This is a genomic window from bacterium (assembly GCA_035371905.1).
Lineage (GTDB): Bacteria > Ratteibacteria > UBA8468 > B48-G9 > JAFGKM01 > JAMWDI01.
Genome location: DAORXQ010000002.1, coordinates 1 through 17,153, shown reverse-complemented (window position 1 = coordinate 17,153; position 17,153 = coordinate 1). Strand labels below are relative to the sequence as shown.

Below are 17,153 nucleotides of genomic sequence, written 5' to 3'. Positions count from 1 at the left end.
ATGGAAAAAGTTTGTAAAATAAATTGTTCTCCTCATATTCATAGCAGTGAAACAACAGGAAAGATAATGTTTTATGTGGTAATTTCTTTAATCCCTGCTCTTATTGGAAGTATATATTTTTTTGGGATTTATGTGCTTGAAGTTATCATTATATCCATAATTTCATGCATAGTGAGTGAACTTTTATTCAAAATTCTAACCAGAAAGAAAATAGAAGTTTTTGATGGAAGTGCTATTGTAACAGGTATTCTTCTTGCTTTTGTTTTACCACCGAGAATTCCTTTATGGATTGCTGGAATTGGTGGTTTCCTTGCAATTTTTTTGGTTAAAGAATTATTTGGTGGAATCGGTTTTAACATTTTCAATCCTGCACTTGCAAGTAGAGCCATTTTACTTGCTTCATATCCTGTTGAAATGACAAAGTTTATTCAGCCATTTGATTACAGGATAGATGCTATAACTTCTGCAACCCCTTTATTTATAATTAAAGAAAAACTTAATCAACAACTTCCTTCTTTATGGCAAATGTTTATTGGAACAAGACCTGGTTGTATAGGAGAAACAAGTACATTATTATTACTTATTGGTGGATTTTTCCTTATTTATAAAAGGGTAATTTCCTGGCATATTCCTTTTTCCTATATCCTTACGGTTGCTATTCTATCTCTTTTCTTCAAACAGAATATTTTATGTCAAATAATGGGTGGTGGTCTTATTCTCGGTGCTTTTTTCATGGCAACTGATTATGTTACCTCTCCAATAACAAAAAAGGGTAAAATAATATTTGGAATTGGTTGCGGAATTATAACATTTTTGATAAGAAAAGCAGGAGGTTATCCAGAAGGTGTGTGTTATTCAATTTTATTTATGAATTCACTTGTTCCTATGATAAATAGATATACTGTACCAAAAAAATTCGGGAGTAAAAAATGAAAAAAAAGGATATTATAATCGGCATTTTAGTTATTACATTTATCTGCGGAATTTCAGGATTTCTTCTTGCTCAAGTTTACAATACAACAAAACCAAAAATTGAAGAAATAAAAAAACAGGAAGAAGAAAAATTGAATAAAGAGATTTTTCCTGAAGGTGTAAAATTTGAAGAAAAGGAAATTAAAGGAATTAAATATTTTTCTGTCTTAAATAAAAATGAAGAAGAAATTGGGAAAATATTTGAAGTAAAAACGATGGGTTATGGTGGATACATCACAGTAAAAGTTGGAATTGATAATGAAAATAAAATTAAAAAGATAAAAATAAAAGAACATAATGAAACACCAGGACTTGGTTCAAAAATAACACAGGATAGTTTTTTAAATCAATTTACAGGAAAAACAAAAGACGAAATTTATTTGAAGAAAGACAAAACAGATGGAAAAATAGATTCAATTACAGGAGCAACTATTTCTTCAAGAGCAGTAACAGATGGAGTCAGAAAATTACTTGAAAATATTGCAAAGGAGTCAAAATGAAAATATTATCTTTTCTTGGTAGTCCAAGGAAAGATGGAAATACTGCAAAGGTCTTGGGTATTGTTCTTGAAGAGTTGAATAAAAATGGACATGAAACAGAAGAGATTTATTTAATTGATAAAAAAATAAGTGGATGTATTGAATGTTATGAATGTCAGAAAATTAAGGATAAACCAAATTGTTCTATAAAGGATGATATGCAGGAATTATATGAAAAGATTTTAAGTTCTGATTGTATTTTAATTACAACTCCTGTTTTCTGCTGGTCCTTTTCGTGGCTTATTAAATCATTTATTGACCGAACATTCTGTTTTGGTAAATATAATGAAGACGGAACTTATATATCACTTGTTGAAAATAAAAAATGCGGTCTTATTATTACAGCAGCAGGAGATGAATTTGAAGGTGCTGACCTTGTGGTTGAAAGTTATTCAAGAATGGTTGAATATCATAAAATGGAAGATATAGGAAGAATTGTTATTTGTAATGTTCTATCAGAAAAAGATATTATTGATAATCCTGAGGTTAAGAGAAAAATTAAAAATTTTGTAGAAAATTTAAAATGAAAAAAATAATTGATTTTAAAGTTTTTTTAAATGGAATTTGGAGAGAAAATCCAATACTTTTTATAATGCTTGGATTATGTCCTGTTCTTGCTGTAAGTAGTTCTATAAAAGATGCTCTTGGTATGGGAATTGCTGTCATTTTTGTTTTAACCGGCTCAAATTTTGTAATTTCCTTAATAAAAAATATAGTTCCTTCACATGTAAGGATTCCTGTATATATAGTTGTTATCGCCACATTTGTTACAATTACTGATTACACACTTGCTGCATATTCTCCACAGATACACAGAAATCTTGGAGTATACTTGCCTTTAATAGTTGTTAACTGTATAATTCTTGGCCGTGCAGAGGGTTTTGCTTCAAAAAATAATGTTATAAATTCTATTCTTGATGGTCTCGGTATGGGACTCGGTTTTACTTTAATAATTTTTGTAATTGCAACTATAAGAGAAGTGCTTGGAAATGGAACATTTATGGGAAAGGCATTATTTGGACCTGATTTCAGTCCATTTTTAATTATGATTATGCCACCAGGAGCTTTTTTGGTAATAGGAATTTTAATTGCTTTAAAACAGAAAATTGAAAAAGGAAAGAAAATATGTTAAATGAGACAAATTTATTTTTTATTTTTCTTTCTGCTTTTTTAATAAATAATATTTTACTTATAAGATTTCTCGGACTCTGCTCTTTTATTGGTATTTCAACAAATATAAAATCATCAATTGGAATGGGTATTGCTGTTATTTTTGTAACTGTTATGGCATGCAGTATAAGTTGGGCTGTTTATAATTTTTTACTTTTACCTTTTCATCTTGAATATTTAAGGACGACTACTTTTATACTAACAATTGCTTCATTTGTTCAGTTTGAGGAAATGATAATAAGAAAAAAATTACCTGCCTTATATCGTGCATTTGGCATTTATCTCCCTTTAATTACAACAAATTGTGCAATTTTAGCAAGTGCTTTTCTTGGAATTGATTATAAATTTTCCTTTATACAGAACTTTGTTTTTTCTCTCGGGATTTCTGCTGGATATTGCTTTGTAATAATTGTTTTTGCTACTATAAGAGAAGAAATTGAACTTGCACCTATTCCGGAAAGTTTTAGAGGAGTACCCATTGCTTTTATTCTTGCTGCCTTGATGAGTTTAGCATTTCTTGGTTTTAAGGGCCTATTTAAACTATAATGTTTTTCTTTTTTCCTGTCAGGGATGAATATGGTGTTAAAAGGTTTCCGATAGTAGTAACTTTTATAATTTTTATAAACTGCCTTATATATTTTGCCTTTGGTTTTTCACCTGAATACAGAGAAATAGTTTCAAAATATGGTTTTATTCCTGCCAATTTTTCTTTCAAAACTTTACTTACTTCTATGTTTCTTCATGGAGGGCTTTTTCATCTTGGCTTTAATATGTGGTATTTATGGCTCCTTGGAGATAATGTTGAAGATAGATGGGGAAGGATAAATTTTTTATTTTTTTATCTTCTTTCGGGTATTTTTGCAGGGATTTTATACTCATGGCTAATACCTGAAAAATTTATCAATATCCCTGTTATAGGTGCATCAGGTGCAATTTCAGGAATTCTTGGTGCTTATGCTATTTTATTTCCTAAAAGCAGAATAACTTTTAAATATTTTATATGGGCTTTTATAATATTTGTAAGATGGGGCGAATTTGAAATTTATTCATATGTGTGGCTTTTTTTCTGGTTTTTTATACAGGGATTAAACACTTTATTTGTTTCGCTATATAAAGTTCAATCTCAGGTTGCTTATTCTGCACATTTTGGTGGCTTTCTATTCGGAGCAATTATTGGACTTGGAACAAAACTATATAGAGAAGCAAAATACAGAGAAAATGTAAAACTTGGAGAAAATATGCTTCTTCAACTTCTTGGTTCAACAGAAAAAGTTTTATACAATATAGAAGAAACTGCTGAAATAGAAAAAATTAAGGAGAAGATAAAAAATACAATTTATGAGGATAGATATTTTGGAACTCAGATTTATAAAAAAGGAATAGAAAAATATCCTGATTTATGTATGGATGAAAAAATTCAGTATGAAATTGCTGATTCCTTTTACAGACAGGGTGATTATACTTCTGCTTTAATTGCTTATAGAAATTTTATTTTGAATTATCCTTTAAGCAAACTTGCTGATAATGCTCTTTTAAACTTTGGTAAGATATGTCTCCTGTCAGGTGATTATGAAAAGGCAAAACAGGCATTCTTACAGATAGTTATTTTTTATCCATACAGTGATGTGTATGAGGAAAGTAAATATTATCTTGAAAAAGAACTTCCAAAATTAATACAGAAATTCTGATTTTTACCATTTTTCCCAATGTATTAATTCTTTCAATTCTCTCTTTTTTGGTTTAGGTTCTTCATCAGGATATCCTATTGAAATTAAACTTATAAGTTTGTATCCTTCAGGAACTCCAAGTAATTCTCTAATCTTTTCTGCATAAAATTTTTTATCTCCAGCAACCCAGCAACTTCCAAGTCCATATGCTTTTGCAGCAAGTAAAATATATGTAGTAGCAGCAGAACCATCTTCAAGATAATATTTTGTATCTTTACAGAAAACTGCAATACAAACAGGAGATTCCTTTATAAATTTCCCGTAATCAGTAATTTCTGCTATCTTTTCTCTCATGTTTTTGTCCGTAACAATTACAAACTCCCATGGCTGGATGTTGATAGCGCTTGGAGCAAATCTGGCACAATCAATTATATCTTCAATAATATCTTTTGGAACTTCCTTTTTTTGATACTTCCTTATACTTCTTCTTTCTTTTAAAATTTTCAATAAATCCATACCTTCCCCCTTTTTTAATCTGGAAAATTAAGTTCTGTCTGTTATTTATGTTTTTCATTTATTTTATTTTCCAGAAATCATTAATTTCTTTCTGGTAATTTTTAATTTTTCCAGAATAAACATCCCCATATTTTACAGATGATTTTAAATAATCGGATTCATAACAACTTTCACATAAAGCCATAATTTTCAAACCATCTTCTCCGTCAATTTCAACCTTTCTTTCTCCTTTTATCCCTCTTGCAAAATCAATCCATTCAAGACCAAATCCATCATAGCAGTTATAAGGGAAAAGTTCTTCTTTTTCTTCTTCTGTTAAACTATTTAAAAATTCTTTTTCTATTTCTTCACTTTTTATTACTTTTTCGTTATTCAAAATTATATCTCCACCATTCTGGAAAGGATGAAAAACAAATCCTTTATCTTTTATGGCTCCATTTTCACCTGAATACATTCCAAAATTTAAATTAAATCCAGGTGCAGACCTTGAATAAACCCAGTTTATAAAAATCCCGCTTTTAAATTTTATGATAGCACTCCATGTATCTTCTACATCTGCCCTACCCTTTTTTAAAAATGGAACCTCTTCTATTATTCTTGAATCAAATCTCTTTATTTCACAATATACATCTTCAACTTCTCCAAAAAGATATAAAAGCATATCAGCAAAATGATGACCGCTATCCATAATCATTCCACCACCACTTAAAACTTTTATTCCTCTCCATTTTAAAGCATATTTGGTATAATCAAAAGGTCCATTCATAACTAAATTTACAAGAGCAAACCTTATATCACCCAAATATTTTTTATTCTCAATAACCCATTTTATACTTCTTGGAGATAAATATCTTCTTACATTTTCAGCAACTGATAAAACCAGATTCCTTTTTTTTGCTTCATTCACAAGTTTCTTTCCTGCTTTTAAAGTCAAAGCAAGTGGTTTTTCTATCATAATATGATAATTGTTTTTGAGAAGTTCAAGTCCTATTGTATGATGAAGAAAATGAGGAAGACATAAAACAAATCCATCACATATTTTTTTTGAAATTATCTCCTCGTAATCAGTAAAAATAACTGGTTCATTTTTTTGAAACTCTAAAATCATTTCTTTTTTTTCTTCTGCATTTTCTATTCTTTCATCACAAAGTGCGGTTATTTCTATTTCTTTACAACCATTTTCAGCAAGTATTTTCACCCCATCAATATGACATTTACTTATCCCTCCACAACCAATTATCCCAATTCTAACTTTTTCCATCTTTTTCTCCTTTCTTATAAATATCATATGTTTTTTTTGCCAGTTCTGAAATTTTTGCTTTACTATAACCTGAAACTCCTGTTTCTACTTTATTATTCAAAACCTTAATCCATTCAGAGGGTAAATTTTTCTTTCCAAACAATACTCCGAGAATTGAACCAACAGTTGCTCCATTACAATCGGTGTCAAATCCAGCATTTACTGCCTTACATACTGAATCTCCAAAATCTTTATTACCCCATAGAAGACCAATTACAACAATCTGAGCATTACTTATTACATGACACCAGTGATGTGGATTTTTCTCATTCCATTTATTATGGATAATATTTACAACTTCTTCATATGAAAGATTTTTTTCTTTATAATTTAATATTTCTTCTATACCCTCTGCTAATCTTGATTTTTGAGGTATAAAACTCAATGCATTTTTTACAATTTTTTTAATATCTTTTTCATAAAAAGCAATTGATATCATTGCAGTTATAAACATTGCTCCATAAACACCATTTTTTATATGAGTTACAGAAGCATCTTTATATGCAAGTTCAACCCCTTTTTCAGGATTTCCAGGTGTTATATATCCATAAAAATCAGTTCTTATCTGTGCACCTATCCATTCTCTGTAAGGATTTCTGAATAAAGCAGAATAATCAGGAGAAATAAGATTTACAAGATTTTTATATGTAATTCTTTCTGCAGTACATGTTCTTAAAACAGGAAGTTTTTGTAAAAAGTTATAAGCAAAATCAATTGCTGAAAAATTAAAGCCATATTTTTCTATCAAAGTAAGAGCAAGAACAGTATAGTTTATATCATCATCCTCAACCATATTTTTTATATTATTGATAAAAGGAGCATTTCTGTTAATATTATATTTTTCAAGTATTTCTTCATTAAAATCACTTCTCATATAGAATCTTAAAGGAAACTGTCCTGTATCTTTTAAAAAATTTTCAATTTTCTTTTTACTCCATCCCTCAACTGGTTTTCCAAGAAGACATCCAGCACATCTACCAAGCCAGCCACCATAAATTTTATCTTTTATTTCCTTTTCAGTAAGTTTATTTTCAATTTTAAAAAAATTATTGTTCCATTCGCTTTTTATATCTTCAAATTTTATTGGTTCAAAGTATTTATAATCCTTTTTCTGTGGTAATTTCTGACATTTATCAAAAAGAAAAAATATTTTTTCCTGATATTCTAATGGATTTTTGTTTTTCAAAAAATTTTTCATCTCTTCAAATTCTTTTTCTATCTCTCCAATATCTCTTCCTTCATCAATTAATTGCTGTTTTTCAATATCTAAATCTTTATCTGTGAAATATAAACCACTTATTCCAAAAAACATTTTTTAAAATATAATAGGTCCGTTTTTCTCTGCGGATTTATATATACCCTCAATTATTTTAACTACACCTATTATTTCTTCCTTTTTTGTAATTGGCTGTTTTCCTTCTCTAATACACTCAATAAAATGTTTAACCTCTTCAAAATATGTATCTATTTTTGGAATCTCAGGGATAATATCACTTACTACTCCATTCGTTTCAGTATAAATTCTGACTGGATTTTTATTATCAAGAGGGTCTGGTAATTGTGCACCTGCTTTTGTTCCAAATAAACTACCTTTAAGTCCAACCTCAGAATTTCCAGCCCAACTTGCCTCTACAAAAAGAACCGCTCCATTTGAAAATTTAACAAAACCATTTGCCAAATCCTCTACTTCCATTTTTCCTGTAGGTTTATCTCCTTTCCTTGTTTCAGCAGGAGGCCATCCACCGTCAACTGCTTTATCCTTAAACTTTTCAAATGTCGCTCCAAAAACTATTTTTGGGTCTGTTAACCCTGCAATATATAAAACCATATCTATCATATGAACTCCAACATCCATCATAGGACCTCCACCAGCAAGTTTTTTACTTGTAAACCATGTTCCAAGGCCAGGTATTCCTCTTCTCCTTAAATAACTTGCTTTTAAATAATAAATCTCTCCAAAAAATCCATCATTTACAAGTTTTTTTAACACCATTGTTTCTCCAAGAAATCTTCTCGGAAAAGCACCCATAAAAACTTTTTTTGTTTTTTCAACAGTTTTAAATATGTCTTCTGCCTCTTTTACAGTTAAACATATTGGTTTTTCACATAAAACATGTTTCCCGTTTTCCATTGCTTTTATTGACTGAACAGCATGAAATACATTAGGAGAACATATAACAACAGCATCCATATCTTCTTCAACCATTTTTTCCCAGTCAGTAAATTTTTTTGGAATATTAAACTTATCTGCTACATAATTCAATTTTTCTTCATTTATATCACATATTGCTTCAACTTTAACACCATCTATTTTCTGAAAATTTGGGATATGTGCTACCTGAGAAATACCCCCTGCTCCTATAATTCCTATCTTTATCATTTTTTACCTCCTTAAATTTTTAATATTTTACTTTTACAACTTTGTTTTTTTCCATTGCCTCATTTGCATATAAAGTAAACATAAGAGATTTATAACCATCTTCATAAGATGATTTTATTAAGGACTGATTTTTCGTCCTGACCGCCTCTATAAATGCACTATCTTCTTTAAGTAAAAGGTCTCCTTTTTCATAAATCTCCTCAATTTTATTTCCATAGTTTATCTTTATTTTGTGTCTTTCTGTGTATTCAATAGTTTTGTCTTTAAAATAAAAATCAAGTCCACATTTACCTGGGACTTTCAAAAAACAACCTGAAAATATAACTCCAAAAGTCCCATCTTCAAAATAAACACTAACCGCAGAAGCATCCTCAACATTATAATTTTCAACATCTTTCATAAGTCCTACCCTCTTTACTGCAAAAACTTCAACAGGTTCTCCAACAAGATATCTTGCCATATCAAAAATATGTGTTGTTTGTTCAACTGCCTGTCCTCCTGACATTTCTTTTCTTCTCCACCAGTAAACACCAGGCATTCCTCCAACCCACCAGCCAGCAAAAAATCCAAGATTACCTTCAGAAAAAAATGGCTTAATATAGGCAATTATATCCTGATATCTATCTTGATAACCAACAGCAGTTATTAAATTTTTCTCTTTTATTTTCTCAACAATTTTTTTAACCTTATTTTTATTTAAATGAATTGGCTTTTCAACAAGAAATGGAATATTTTTTTCTATACACATCTCCTCCTGTTCTTCATGAGCAAAAGGAGGGACACATATATAACAGGCATCTAATTCAAGTTGTTCAAGCATTTTCTTATAGTCAGTATAAACTTTGCCTCCAAATTTTTCACTTGCTGCTTTTGCTTTATTTTCATCCACATCACACATTCCTACAAATTTCACTCCTTCTATTTTTGATAAAGCATTCATATGAGCATTTGCAATTCCTCCACAACCAATAAAACTAATTTTTATTTCCATTTTTTATTTCCTCCTTTTAAATTTTATTCAAAATATTTTTCATAAAATTAAAACTTTTTCTTAAATTTTCTTTTCTTGGTTCAGGAACTCCACATTCAAGAACCATATAATTTTCAAAATTAATCTTCTTAAGTGCCTTAAATCCACTTTCAAAATCTGTATGTCCCATACCAGGTAAAATTCTATTACTATCAGCAAGATGAACATGAGCAATCCATTTTCCTGCTCTTTCTATTGATTCAGCAATATCTGCTTCTTCTATACTCATATGGAAAAAATCTGCCATTATTTTTAAATATGGACTATTTATCTTTTCACAATATTCAACCGCCTGTTCCAATCTGTTTAAAAAATGTGTCTCATACCTATTTAATGGTTCAAGTAATAAAGCACATTTTGTTTCTTCTGCTTTTTCAACTATTTCTGGTAATTGTGAAAATAGCAATTCTTTTTCAAGTTCATAAGCATTTTTATAAGGAGTTAAATCAGGGACTTTTGGAGAACCAAAAATTGGAACAAGAATTAAACCAATTACTTCCAGTTCTTTACCTATTTCAAGCAATTTTTTTATATCTTCTCTTGCTTTTGTTCTGTTTTCTTTTTCTGCTTCAAGTAAAAAATTTCTGTAACCAGCACATATACTTGAAATCTTAATACCTATCTTTTCTGAAATTTTTTTATATTCATCAATTTTTTCAGGTACCTCAAGTAATCCTCTTCCCCACACCTCTATTCCTTCAAAACCAATTTTTCTTGCAATTTCAAACTTTTCACTTAAATCTCTTCCAGGTAAAAGCCCCTCCTGACATCCTATTTTCATCTTTAACCTCCTTTTTTGATTTAATATCTTTGATTTTAAAAATTAAATATAGCACTATAAAATTTTCTGTCAAATTTTGACTGATAGTATTTTAAAAACTAAAATTTTTCTATGCGCGTGGGTGCTCATTTATGGATTGGAGAAGGAATTGAAAAAACACTGGAATACTGTGAATATCTGGGATGTAATTGTTTTCAAATTTTTCTTTCAAATCCGAGAAGTTGGAAAAGAAAAGAAAAAAGCATAGAAGAAATAATAAGGTTCAGAGAAAAAATAAAATTAAAAAAAATAAAACCGATTGTAATTCATATGCCTTACATTTTAAATGTTGCAGAAAATAATATTAAGGAAAAAAAGAAAATTGTGCAACTGCTTGAAAAAGAAATTGAAGAAAGTGAAAATTTAAAAGCTGATTTTTATGTTTTACATCCGGGTTTTCATAAAGGAATTGGAGAAAAAAAGGGAATTGAGAATGTTATAAATACACTCAAAAATTTTTCAATCAGTAAAATCAAAATATTATTAGAAAATACATCAGGACAGGGAACTTCTATTGGATATAAATTTGAACACTTTTCATTTCTATTTGACAGATTAGGAGATAATTTTGGAGTGTGTTTTGATACCGCTCATGCTTTTCAGTCAGGATATAATCTCAAAAATTTTGAAAAAGTTAAAGAAAATATTGAAAAATTTATCCCTTTGAGTTATATTTTATTAATTCATGCTAATGATTCAAAAACAGAACTTAATTCAAAAACAGACAGGCATGAGCATATAGGAAAAGGGAAAATAGGAATAAAAGGTTTTGAAGAAATTATAAAAGACGAATATTTTGGAAATTTATCCTATATCATAGAAACACCAAAATTAAGTTTGAAGGAAGATAAAAAGAATATTGAAATTCTAAAAAAAATAGGAGAAAAATATGGAAAGATATGAACCTGAAAAGATAGAAATTAAATGGCAGAAAAAATGGGAAGAAAATAATGTTTTTGAAGCAAAATATGAACCAAATAAAAAGAAATTTTATATTCTCGAAATGTTTCCATATACTTCTGCACAAATTCATATGGGTCATGTAAGAAATTATACAATTGGAGATGTTGTCGCAAGATATAAAGTTATGAATGGATATAATATTTTACATCCAATTGGTTATGATGCTTTTGGATTACCTGCTGAAAATGCGGCAATAAAACAGAAAATTCATCCCAAAGAATGGACATATAATAATATTTCAACTATAACAAGACAGTTAAAACGACTTGGAATATCCTATTGCTGGGAAAGAGAAGTAATAACCTGTGACCCTGAATATTACAGATGGAATCAGTTTTTTTTCATTCAATTTTTCAAAAGAGGTCTTGCATATAAAAAGAAAGCACCTGCTAACTGGTGTCCTTCCTGTGAAACTGTTCTTGCAAATGAGCAGGTAATTGACGGAAAATGCTGGAGATGTGGTGAAATTGTAGAAAATAAAAATCTTGAACAGTGGTTTATAAAAATTACTGAATATGCTGAAAGATTACTTGATTTTTCTGGTATAAAAAACTGGCCTGAAAGAGTAATAACAATGCAGAAAAACTGGATTGGAAAAAGTGAAGGATGTGAAATATATTTTTCTATACCAGAACTTGAAGAAGATATTAAAGTTTTTACAACAAGAAGTGATACTTTAATGGGTGTAACTTATATTGTACTTTCACCATATCATCCATTAGTTGAAAAAATAATGAAAATAAGTTCCAGAAAGCAACATATACAATCCTTTATAGATAAAGCAAAAAAAGCAAGTTTAACAGTCGCTGATATTTTAAAACTTGAAAAAGAGGGAGTTGAAACAGGAATATCTGCAATTCATCCTGTAACACAGGAAAAAATACCTGTCTGGATTGGCAATTATGTTTTGATGGAATACGGAACAGGTGCTGTTATGGCTGTTCCTGCTCATGACCAGAGAGATTTTGAGTTTGCAGAAAAATATAATTTACCGGTTAAAATAGTGATTAAAAATCCAGATTGGGAACAAATGCCGGAAAAAATTGAAAAGGCATATGAAGGACCTGGAATTATGATAAATTCAGGAATTTTTGATGGACTTGATAGTGAAAAAGGAAAAGAAGAGGTCAGGAAATATTTAGAAAAACATAATAAAGGTAAAAAAGCAGTATATTATAGATTGAAGGACTGGTGTATTTCAAGACAGAGATACTGGGGAACTCCTATTCCAATCATTTATTGTAAAAAATGTGGAATTGTTACAGAAAAAGAAGAAAATTTACCTGTCAAACTTCCTGATAATGTAAAAATAACAGGAAAGGGAGAATCACCTTTAAAATATGTACCTGAATTTTTGAATTGTAAATGTCCTGTTTGTGGAAATGATGCAGAAAGAGAAACAGACACAATGGATACTTTTGTTGATTCATCCTGGTATTTTTTAAGATATGCTTCAAAAGATATTCAAAATAAACCATTTGATAAAAATGAGGTTAATTACTGGATGCCTGTTGACCAGTATATTGGAGGGATAGAACATGCAATTTTACATTTACTTTACAGCAGATTTTTCGTAAAAGTTTTGAAAGATATGGGATATGTTGATTTTGAAGAACCATTTGAAAATTTATTATGTCAGGGTATGGTGATAAAGGATGGAGCAAAAATGTCAAAATCTAAAGGAAATGTGGTTGACCCTGAGGATATAATAAAAAACTATGGTGCAGATACTTTACGGCTCTTTATACTCTTTGCTGCACCTCCTGAAGTTGACCTTGAATGGAGCGCAAAAGGGATTGAGGGTTGCTGGAGATTTTTAAATAGAATCTGGAGATTACATTTTGAGATAAAAAATTATGATTTACTTAAAGGCAAAAATGATGAAAATTTAAAAATTATGATAAATAAAACAGTAAAAGGAGTAACAGAGGATATAGAAAAAGAATTTCAATTTAACACCGCAATAGCAAAAATGATGGAATTTGTTAATTTCCTTTACAGAGAGGTAAACGAAAAAACTATTTCAAAAAATTTACTGATTGAATCATGGAAAAAATTTATTAAGTTACTCTATCCTTTTATTCCTCATATTTGTGATGAATTATGGGAAAATTTAGGTGAAAAGGAATTTTTATTTAATGAGTCATGGCCTTCTTATGAAGAAACAGAAATACAGGGAGAAAAAATAAATATAGGCGTCCAGATAAATGGAAAAATAAGAGGTAATATTGAAATACCTTCTGAGTATGATGTGGAACAGATTTATGAGTTAATAAAAAACTCTGAAAAATTCAAAAAATTTATTGAAGGAAAAAATGTAGTCAAAAAGATTTATGTTAAAAATAAGATTATAAATATAGTTTTAAAAGATTAACCCTCTTTCTTTTCAATTTCTGATTCTTTTTTCTCTTCTTCCTTCTCTTTTTCCCTCTTTTCTTCTATTCTATCTTTTATATCTGAAATTCCTGCTGCAACAGCAATTATTCCACCAAGTATAAGCATAACAACTAACCCTCCACCTATAAACCATTTTGTTGCCTGTCCGAGAGGACCTGGAAAAATAAGCCACAATCCAATCGCTATTGCTATTATTCCACCAATTATAGCAGTCATTCTTTACCTCCTTTTTAAAATCTTCAATTAAAAAACCACAAAAAAATTTTATATCATTATAAAAATTTGTCAATTTTGGTATCTTTTATCATCTGTTTTATCTGATTTATTATTTCCCATTTGTTTTCAAAATTCCAGAGTGGATAAATGGAATTATTCTGGAATAATGGGTCAGAAAGGGGTAAATGAGGATAAAGATTTTTTGCAATTTCAAAATCAACCGTTTCAGGAATAGGTGAATATTCAGCCATTTTTATTTTAACAGGATAATTTTTTAAAACTTTTATTGTATTTATTACTTCTTTTGGGGTCTGCCCGGGAAGTCCTGCAAGTATATAAACACCTATTTCTTTTTCTGTAAATCCTGCATCTACAAGATTTTTTATACATTTTTCAAATTCAGAAAAATTTACTTTATAACCTGATTCTTCCCTTCTCTTTTCCTCTATTGTTTCAAGTGAAAGGCGGATAGTTTTAAAGTTTACATCTTTTAAAATATAAGCAACTTCCTTTTCTATAAATTTTGGATGAATTCCATTAGGTGTATGAAACCTCAAATTTTTACCTGTTTTTTTAATTCCCTCTAATATTTTATAAAGATGGTTTTCAAAATCAAAAAATAAAGCATCATCATAAAAAGCAATATCTTCTAATTTAAATTTCTCAACATTTTTAATTATTTCTTCTACAACATCATTATGGTCTCTTTTTTTATATTCAGGTTCAATCTGTTTTATTCCACAGTACCAGCAGGAAAATGGACATCCATAAGAGGTTTTTACGACAAGATAATCAAGTTTTTCATACACATCCCAGTATGTCTCTATTTTCTCAGGTATTTTAATATTTACACTAAATTTTGAAGAAAACTCACAGGCAAACTTTAAAATATCTTTCCCTTTAAAAATATAATCAACTCCTAAATTTCTTGCATCATCATAACAGAAACTTGCATAAATTCCACCGATAACAATAGGAACTTCAGGATATAATTCTCTCACCACCTTGATAATTTCTTCAACTCCAAAAACCCAGTAGGTCATCCCTGTTGTTATAAAAATAAAATCCGGATTTTTTAAATTATTCAGAAATTCAAAAAAAATCTTTAAAGGTAAACCAAATCTTTTGTATTTTCTTGGAATATTTTTATAAATTTCTGGTTTTTCCACTTCTTCATAATAATAATTTCCACATCCAAATTTCCCTTTTTTAATTTTTAAGTTTTCGTAAAATCTGTGGTTTCTATCCATAAAATCAAAATAAAAAATTTCAAAACCATTTTTCTTAAATAAATCTATTATTTTTAAAAAACCAAGTGGTTTTGACCATAAATCATAAGCAGAGAAATCATAAACAGGAGGATTTATAAAGAGAATTTTCATAATATTTCTACTTTTCTTTCACCCTCTTTAACTTCACCAATAACATATGGTTTGAAATTATATTTTTTTACTATTTCAAAAATTTTTTCTATGTTATCTTTATCAGCAATTAAAATAAGTCCAATTCCCATATTAAAAACATTAAACATTTCCTTTTCTAGTATTTCCCCTGCTTTCTGAATAATCCTGAAAATTACAGGTATTTCCCATGAATTTTTATTTATTACACATTTTACTTTTTTTGGTAAAACCCTTATTAAATTTCCTTCAATACCCCCTCCTGTAATATGAGCAGATGCATTTATCAATTTTAAAGAAAATAACTCAAAAAGCAAAGGAGAATATATATATGTTGATTTTAAAAGTTCCTCTCCAAGAATTTTTCCAAGTTCATCATAATATTTATGATAATCTCTTTTTTTAAAAACCTTCCTTATAAGTGAAAATCCATTACTGTGAACTCCATTTGAAGATACACCAACTAAAACATTCCCTTTTTTAACCTTTTTTTCATCAATTATTTCATCCTTTTCAGCAATTCCAACACAAAAACCAGCAAGGTCAAATCCATCCTTTCCATAAACATCCTTCATCTGTGCTATTTCTCCTCCTATTAAAGAACAATCCGCCATTTTACATCCTTCAACAATACCTTCTATAATTTCTTTTTCCCTATTTCCTTTAAGTTCTCCAACAGCAATATAGTCAAGAAAAAATAAAACTTTTGCTCCGCAGACAGAAACATCATTACAATTCATTGCAACAAGGTCAATACCGAGATTTTTAAACAATCCCATTTCCTGACCGAGTAAAATTTTTGTTCCAACTCCATCTGTAGATGATACAAAAACAGGACTTTTGTAATTTTGGGGAATTTTAAAAAAACCACCAAATAATCCAATATCTCCAATCACATTTTCTGTAAATGTTTTTCTTGCTTTACTTTTTATAAATTCAACAAGTTTTCCTGCCTTATCCTCATCCACCCCTGCTTTTTTATAATTTATACTCATTTTTTTCCTCCATTTTTTGACAATATTTTTTTTATTATTATAATCTATTTCATTATGGAAAACATAATAAATTCTTTAAAGAAATATGAAAGTGTAAAAAATATAGTAGGACCTTTAATTCTGGTTGAAGGAGTTGAAGGTGCTGGTTATGGTGAACTTGTTGAGATTTTGCAGAGTGAGGAAAGACGGCTTGGAAAAGTTCTTGAAGTTGAAAAAGATAAAGCACTTATTCAGGTTTTTGAAGGAACTTCTGGTTTAAGTTTAAGTGAGATCAGAGTTAGATTTACAGGAAAACCAATAGAATTCGGTGTCTCTCCTTCTATCCTTGGAAGAATTTTTACAGGACTGGGGAAAGTAAGAGATGGTGGACCTGAAATAATACCTGAAAAATATCTAAATATAAATGGTTCTCCTATAAATCCAACAAGAAGAGATTATCCATCTGAATTTATACAAACAGGTATTTCAGCAATTGATGGACTTAACAGTTTAGTAAGAGGTCAGAAACTACCTATTTTTTCAGGTTCAGGGTTACCTCATAATTTACTTGCAACCCAGATAGTAAAACAGGCAAAAATTTTAACTGAAAAGGAAGAAAAATTTGCTATTGTTTTTGCTGCTATGGGAATTACTTTTGAAGAAGCAGAATTTTTCCAGGAAGAGTTTAGAAGCACAGGAGCAATTGAAAGATGCGTAATATTTATTAATCTTGCTGATGAACCGGCAATTGAAAGAATATCAACTCCAAGAATTGCATTAACTGCTGCTGAATATCTTGCTTTTGAACT

The 17,153-nt window shown here is 29.3% G+C and carries 18 protein-coding genes; 9 read left to right on the top strand and 9 right to left on the bottom strand.

Translation table 11 applies throughout. From position 1 onward, the window contains the following. From PKV21_00445 to PKV21_00420, 6 genes are read left to right on the top strand one after another with little or no spacing between them, the layout of a single operon-like run. A complete protein-coding gene (locus PKV21_00445) occupies positions 1–933 on the top strand; it encodes an RnfABCDGE type electron transport complex subunit D (protein HOM25963.1) in 933 nt (310 codons plus the stop codon). Further along, positions 930–1,472 (top strand): RnfABCDGE type electron transport complex subunit G, encoded by a 543-nt coding sequence (locus PKV21_00440; protein ID HOM25962.1) that lies wholly within the window; start codon positions 930–932, stop codon positions 1,470–1,472. Before PKV21_00445 ends, PKV21_00440 begins: the two co-directional genes overlap by 4 nt. Beyond that, positions 1,469–2,038, top strand: coding sequence for a flavodoxin family protein (locus PKV21_00435; protein HOM25961.1), 570 nt, complete (start codon positions 1,469–1,471; stop codon positions 2,036–2,038). Before PKV21_00440 ends, PKV21_00435 begins: the two co-directional genes overlap by 4 nt. After that, positions 2,035–2,643 (top strand): electron transport complex subunit E, encoded by a 609-nt coding sequence (locus PKV21_00430; protein ID HOM25960.1) that lies wholly within the window; start codon positions 2,035–2,037, stop codon positions 2,641–2,643. Before PKV21_00435 ends, PKV21_00430 begins: the two co-directional genes overlap by 4 nt. After that, positions 2,637–3,227 carry an RnfABCDGE type electron transport complex subunit A gene (locus PKV21_00425; protein HOM25959.1) on the top strand — a complete coding sequence of 197 codons (591 nt, stop codon included), beginning with the start codon at positions 2,637–2,639 and terminating at the stop codon, positions 3,225–3,227. The genes PKV21_00430 and PKV21_00425 overlap by 7 nt, the downstream gene beginning before the upstream one ends. Beyond that, complete coding sequence (locus PKV21_00420) at positions 3,227–4,369, top strand: rhomboid family intramembrane serine protease (protein HOM25958.1); 1,143 nt, start codon at positions 3,227–3,229, stop codon at positions 4,367–4,369. Before PKV21_00425 ends, PKV21_00420 begins: the two co-directional genes overlap by 1 nt. A gap of 3 nt (positions 4,370–4,372) precedes the next feature. Here the strand turns inward: PKV21_00420 and PKV21_00415 are convergent, their stop codons facing one another. The 6 genes from PKV21_00415 to PKV21_00390 are packed head-to-tail and all read right to left on the bottom strand — an operon-like array spanning position 4,373 to position 10,355. Continuing rightward, entirely contained in the window at positions 4,373–4,864 is a 492-nt protein-coding gene (locus PKV21_00415) for a nitroreductase family protein (protein ID HOM25957.1), read from the bottom strand. 58 nt (positions 4,865–4,922) lie between these two features. Further along, a complete protein-coding gene (locus PKV21_00410) occupies positions 4,923–6,125 on the bottom strand; it encodes a Gfo/Idh/MocA family oxidoreductase (GenBank protein ID HOM25956.1) in 1,203 nt (400 codons plus the stop codon). Further along, a complete protein-coding gene (locus PKV21_00405; protein ID HOM25955.1) occupies positions 6,112–7,476 on the bottom strand; it encodes an ADP-ribosylglycohydrolase family protein in 1,365 nt (454 codons plus the stop codon). Before PKV21_00405 ends, PKV21_00410 begins: the two co-directional genes overlap by 14 nt. Before the next feature lie 3 nt (positions 7,477–7,479). Beyond that, entirely contained in the window at positions 7,480–8,544 is a 1,065-nt protein-coding gene (locus tag PKV21_00400) for a Gfo/Idh/MocA family oxidoreductase (protein ID HOM25954.1), read from the bottom strand. Between the two features lie 19 nt (positions 8,545–8,563). Further along, positions 8,564–9,535, bottom strand: coding sequence for a Gfo/Idh/MocA family oxidoreductase (locus tag PKV21_00395; protein HOM25953.1), 972 nt, complete (start codon positions 9,533–9,535; stop codon positions 8,564–8,566). A 16-nt stretch (positions 9,536–9,551) separates the two neighbouring features. After that, positions 9,552–10,355: a sugar phosphate isomerase/epimerase family protein gene (locus PKV21_00390; GenBank protein HOM25952.1), complete on the bottom strand. Its 804-nt coding sequence runs from the start codon at positions 10,353–10,355 to the stop codon at positions 9,552–9,554. Between the two features lie 111 nt (positions 10,356–10,466). Between PKV21_00390 and PKV21_00385 the strand changes: the two genes are divergently transcribed. Next, positions 10,467–11,297 (top strand): deoxyribonuclease IV, encoded by an 831-nt coding sequence (locus PKV21_00385; protein HOM25951.1) that lies wholly within the window; start codon positions 10,467–10,469, stop codon positions 11,295–11,297. Next, entirely contained in the window at positions 11,284–13,731 is a 2,448-nt protein-coding gene (gene leuS, locus PKV21_00380; protein ID HOM25950.1) for a leucine--tRNA ligase, read from the top strand. Before PKV21_00385 ends, leuS begins: the two co-directional genes overlap by 14 nt. Here the strand turns inward: leuS and PKV21_00375 are convergent. The 3 genes from PKV21_00375 to purM are packed head-to-tail and all read right to left on the bottom strand — an operon-like array spanning position 13,728 to position 16,359. Next, positions 13,728–13,970 (bottom strand): hypothetical protein, encoded by a 243-nt coding sequence (locus PKV21_00375; GenBank protein HOM25949.1) that lies wholly within the window; start codon positions 13,968–13,970, stop codon positions 13,728–13,730. The two genes, leuS and PKV21_00375, sit on opposite strands and share 4 nt — an antisense overlap. Positions 13,971–14,026: 56 nt before the next feature. Continuing rightward, positions 14,027–15,352, bottom strand: a complete 1,326-nt coding sequence (locus tag PKV21_00370; GenBank protein HOM25948.1) for a B12-binding domain-containing radical SAM protein — start codon at positions 15,350–15,352, stop codon at positions 14,027–14,029. Then, positions 15,349–16,359 carry a phosphoribosylformylglycinamidine cyclo-ligase gene (gene purM, locus PKV21_00365; GenBank protein HOM25947.1) on the bottom strand — a complete coding sequence of 337 codons (1,011 nt, stop codon included), beginning with the start codon at positions 16,357–16,359 and terminating at the stop codon, positions 15,349–15,351. Before purM ends, PKV21_00370 begins: the two co-directional genes overlap by 4 nt. Before the next feature lie 60 nt (positions 16,360–16,419). On the opposite strand from purM, the gene PKV21_00360 reads away from it, so the two are divergent. After that, positions 16,420–17,153: V-type ATP synthase subunit B (locus tag PKV21_00360; GenBank protein ID HOM25946.1), on the top strand; the 734-nt coding region annotated here is incomplete at its 3' end.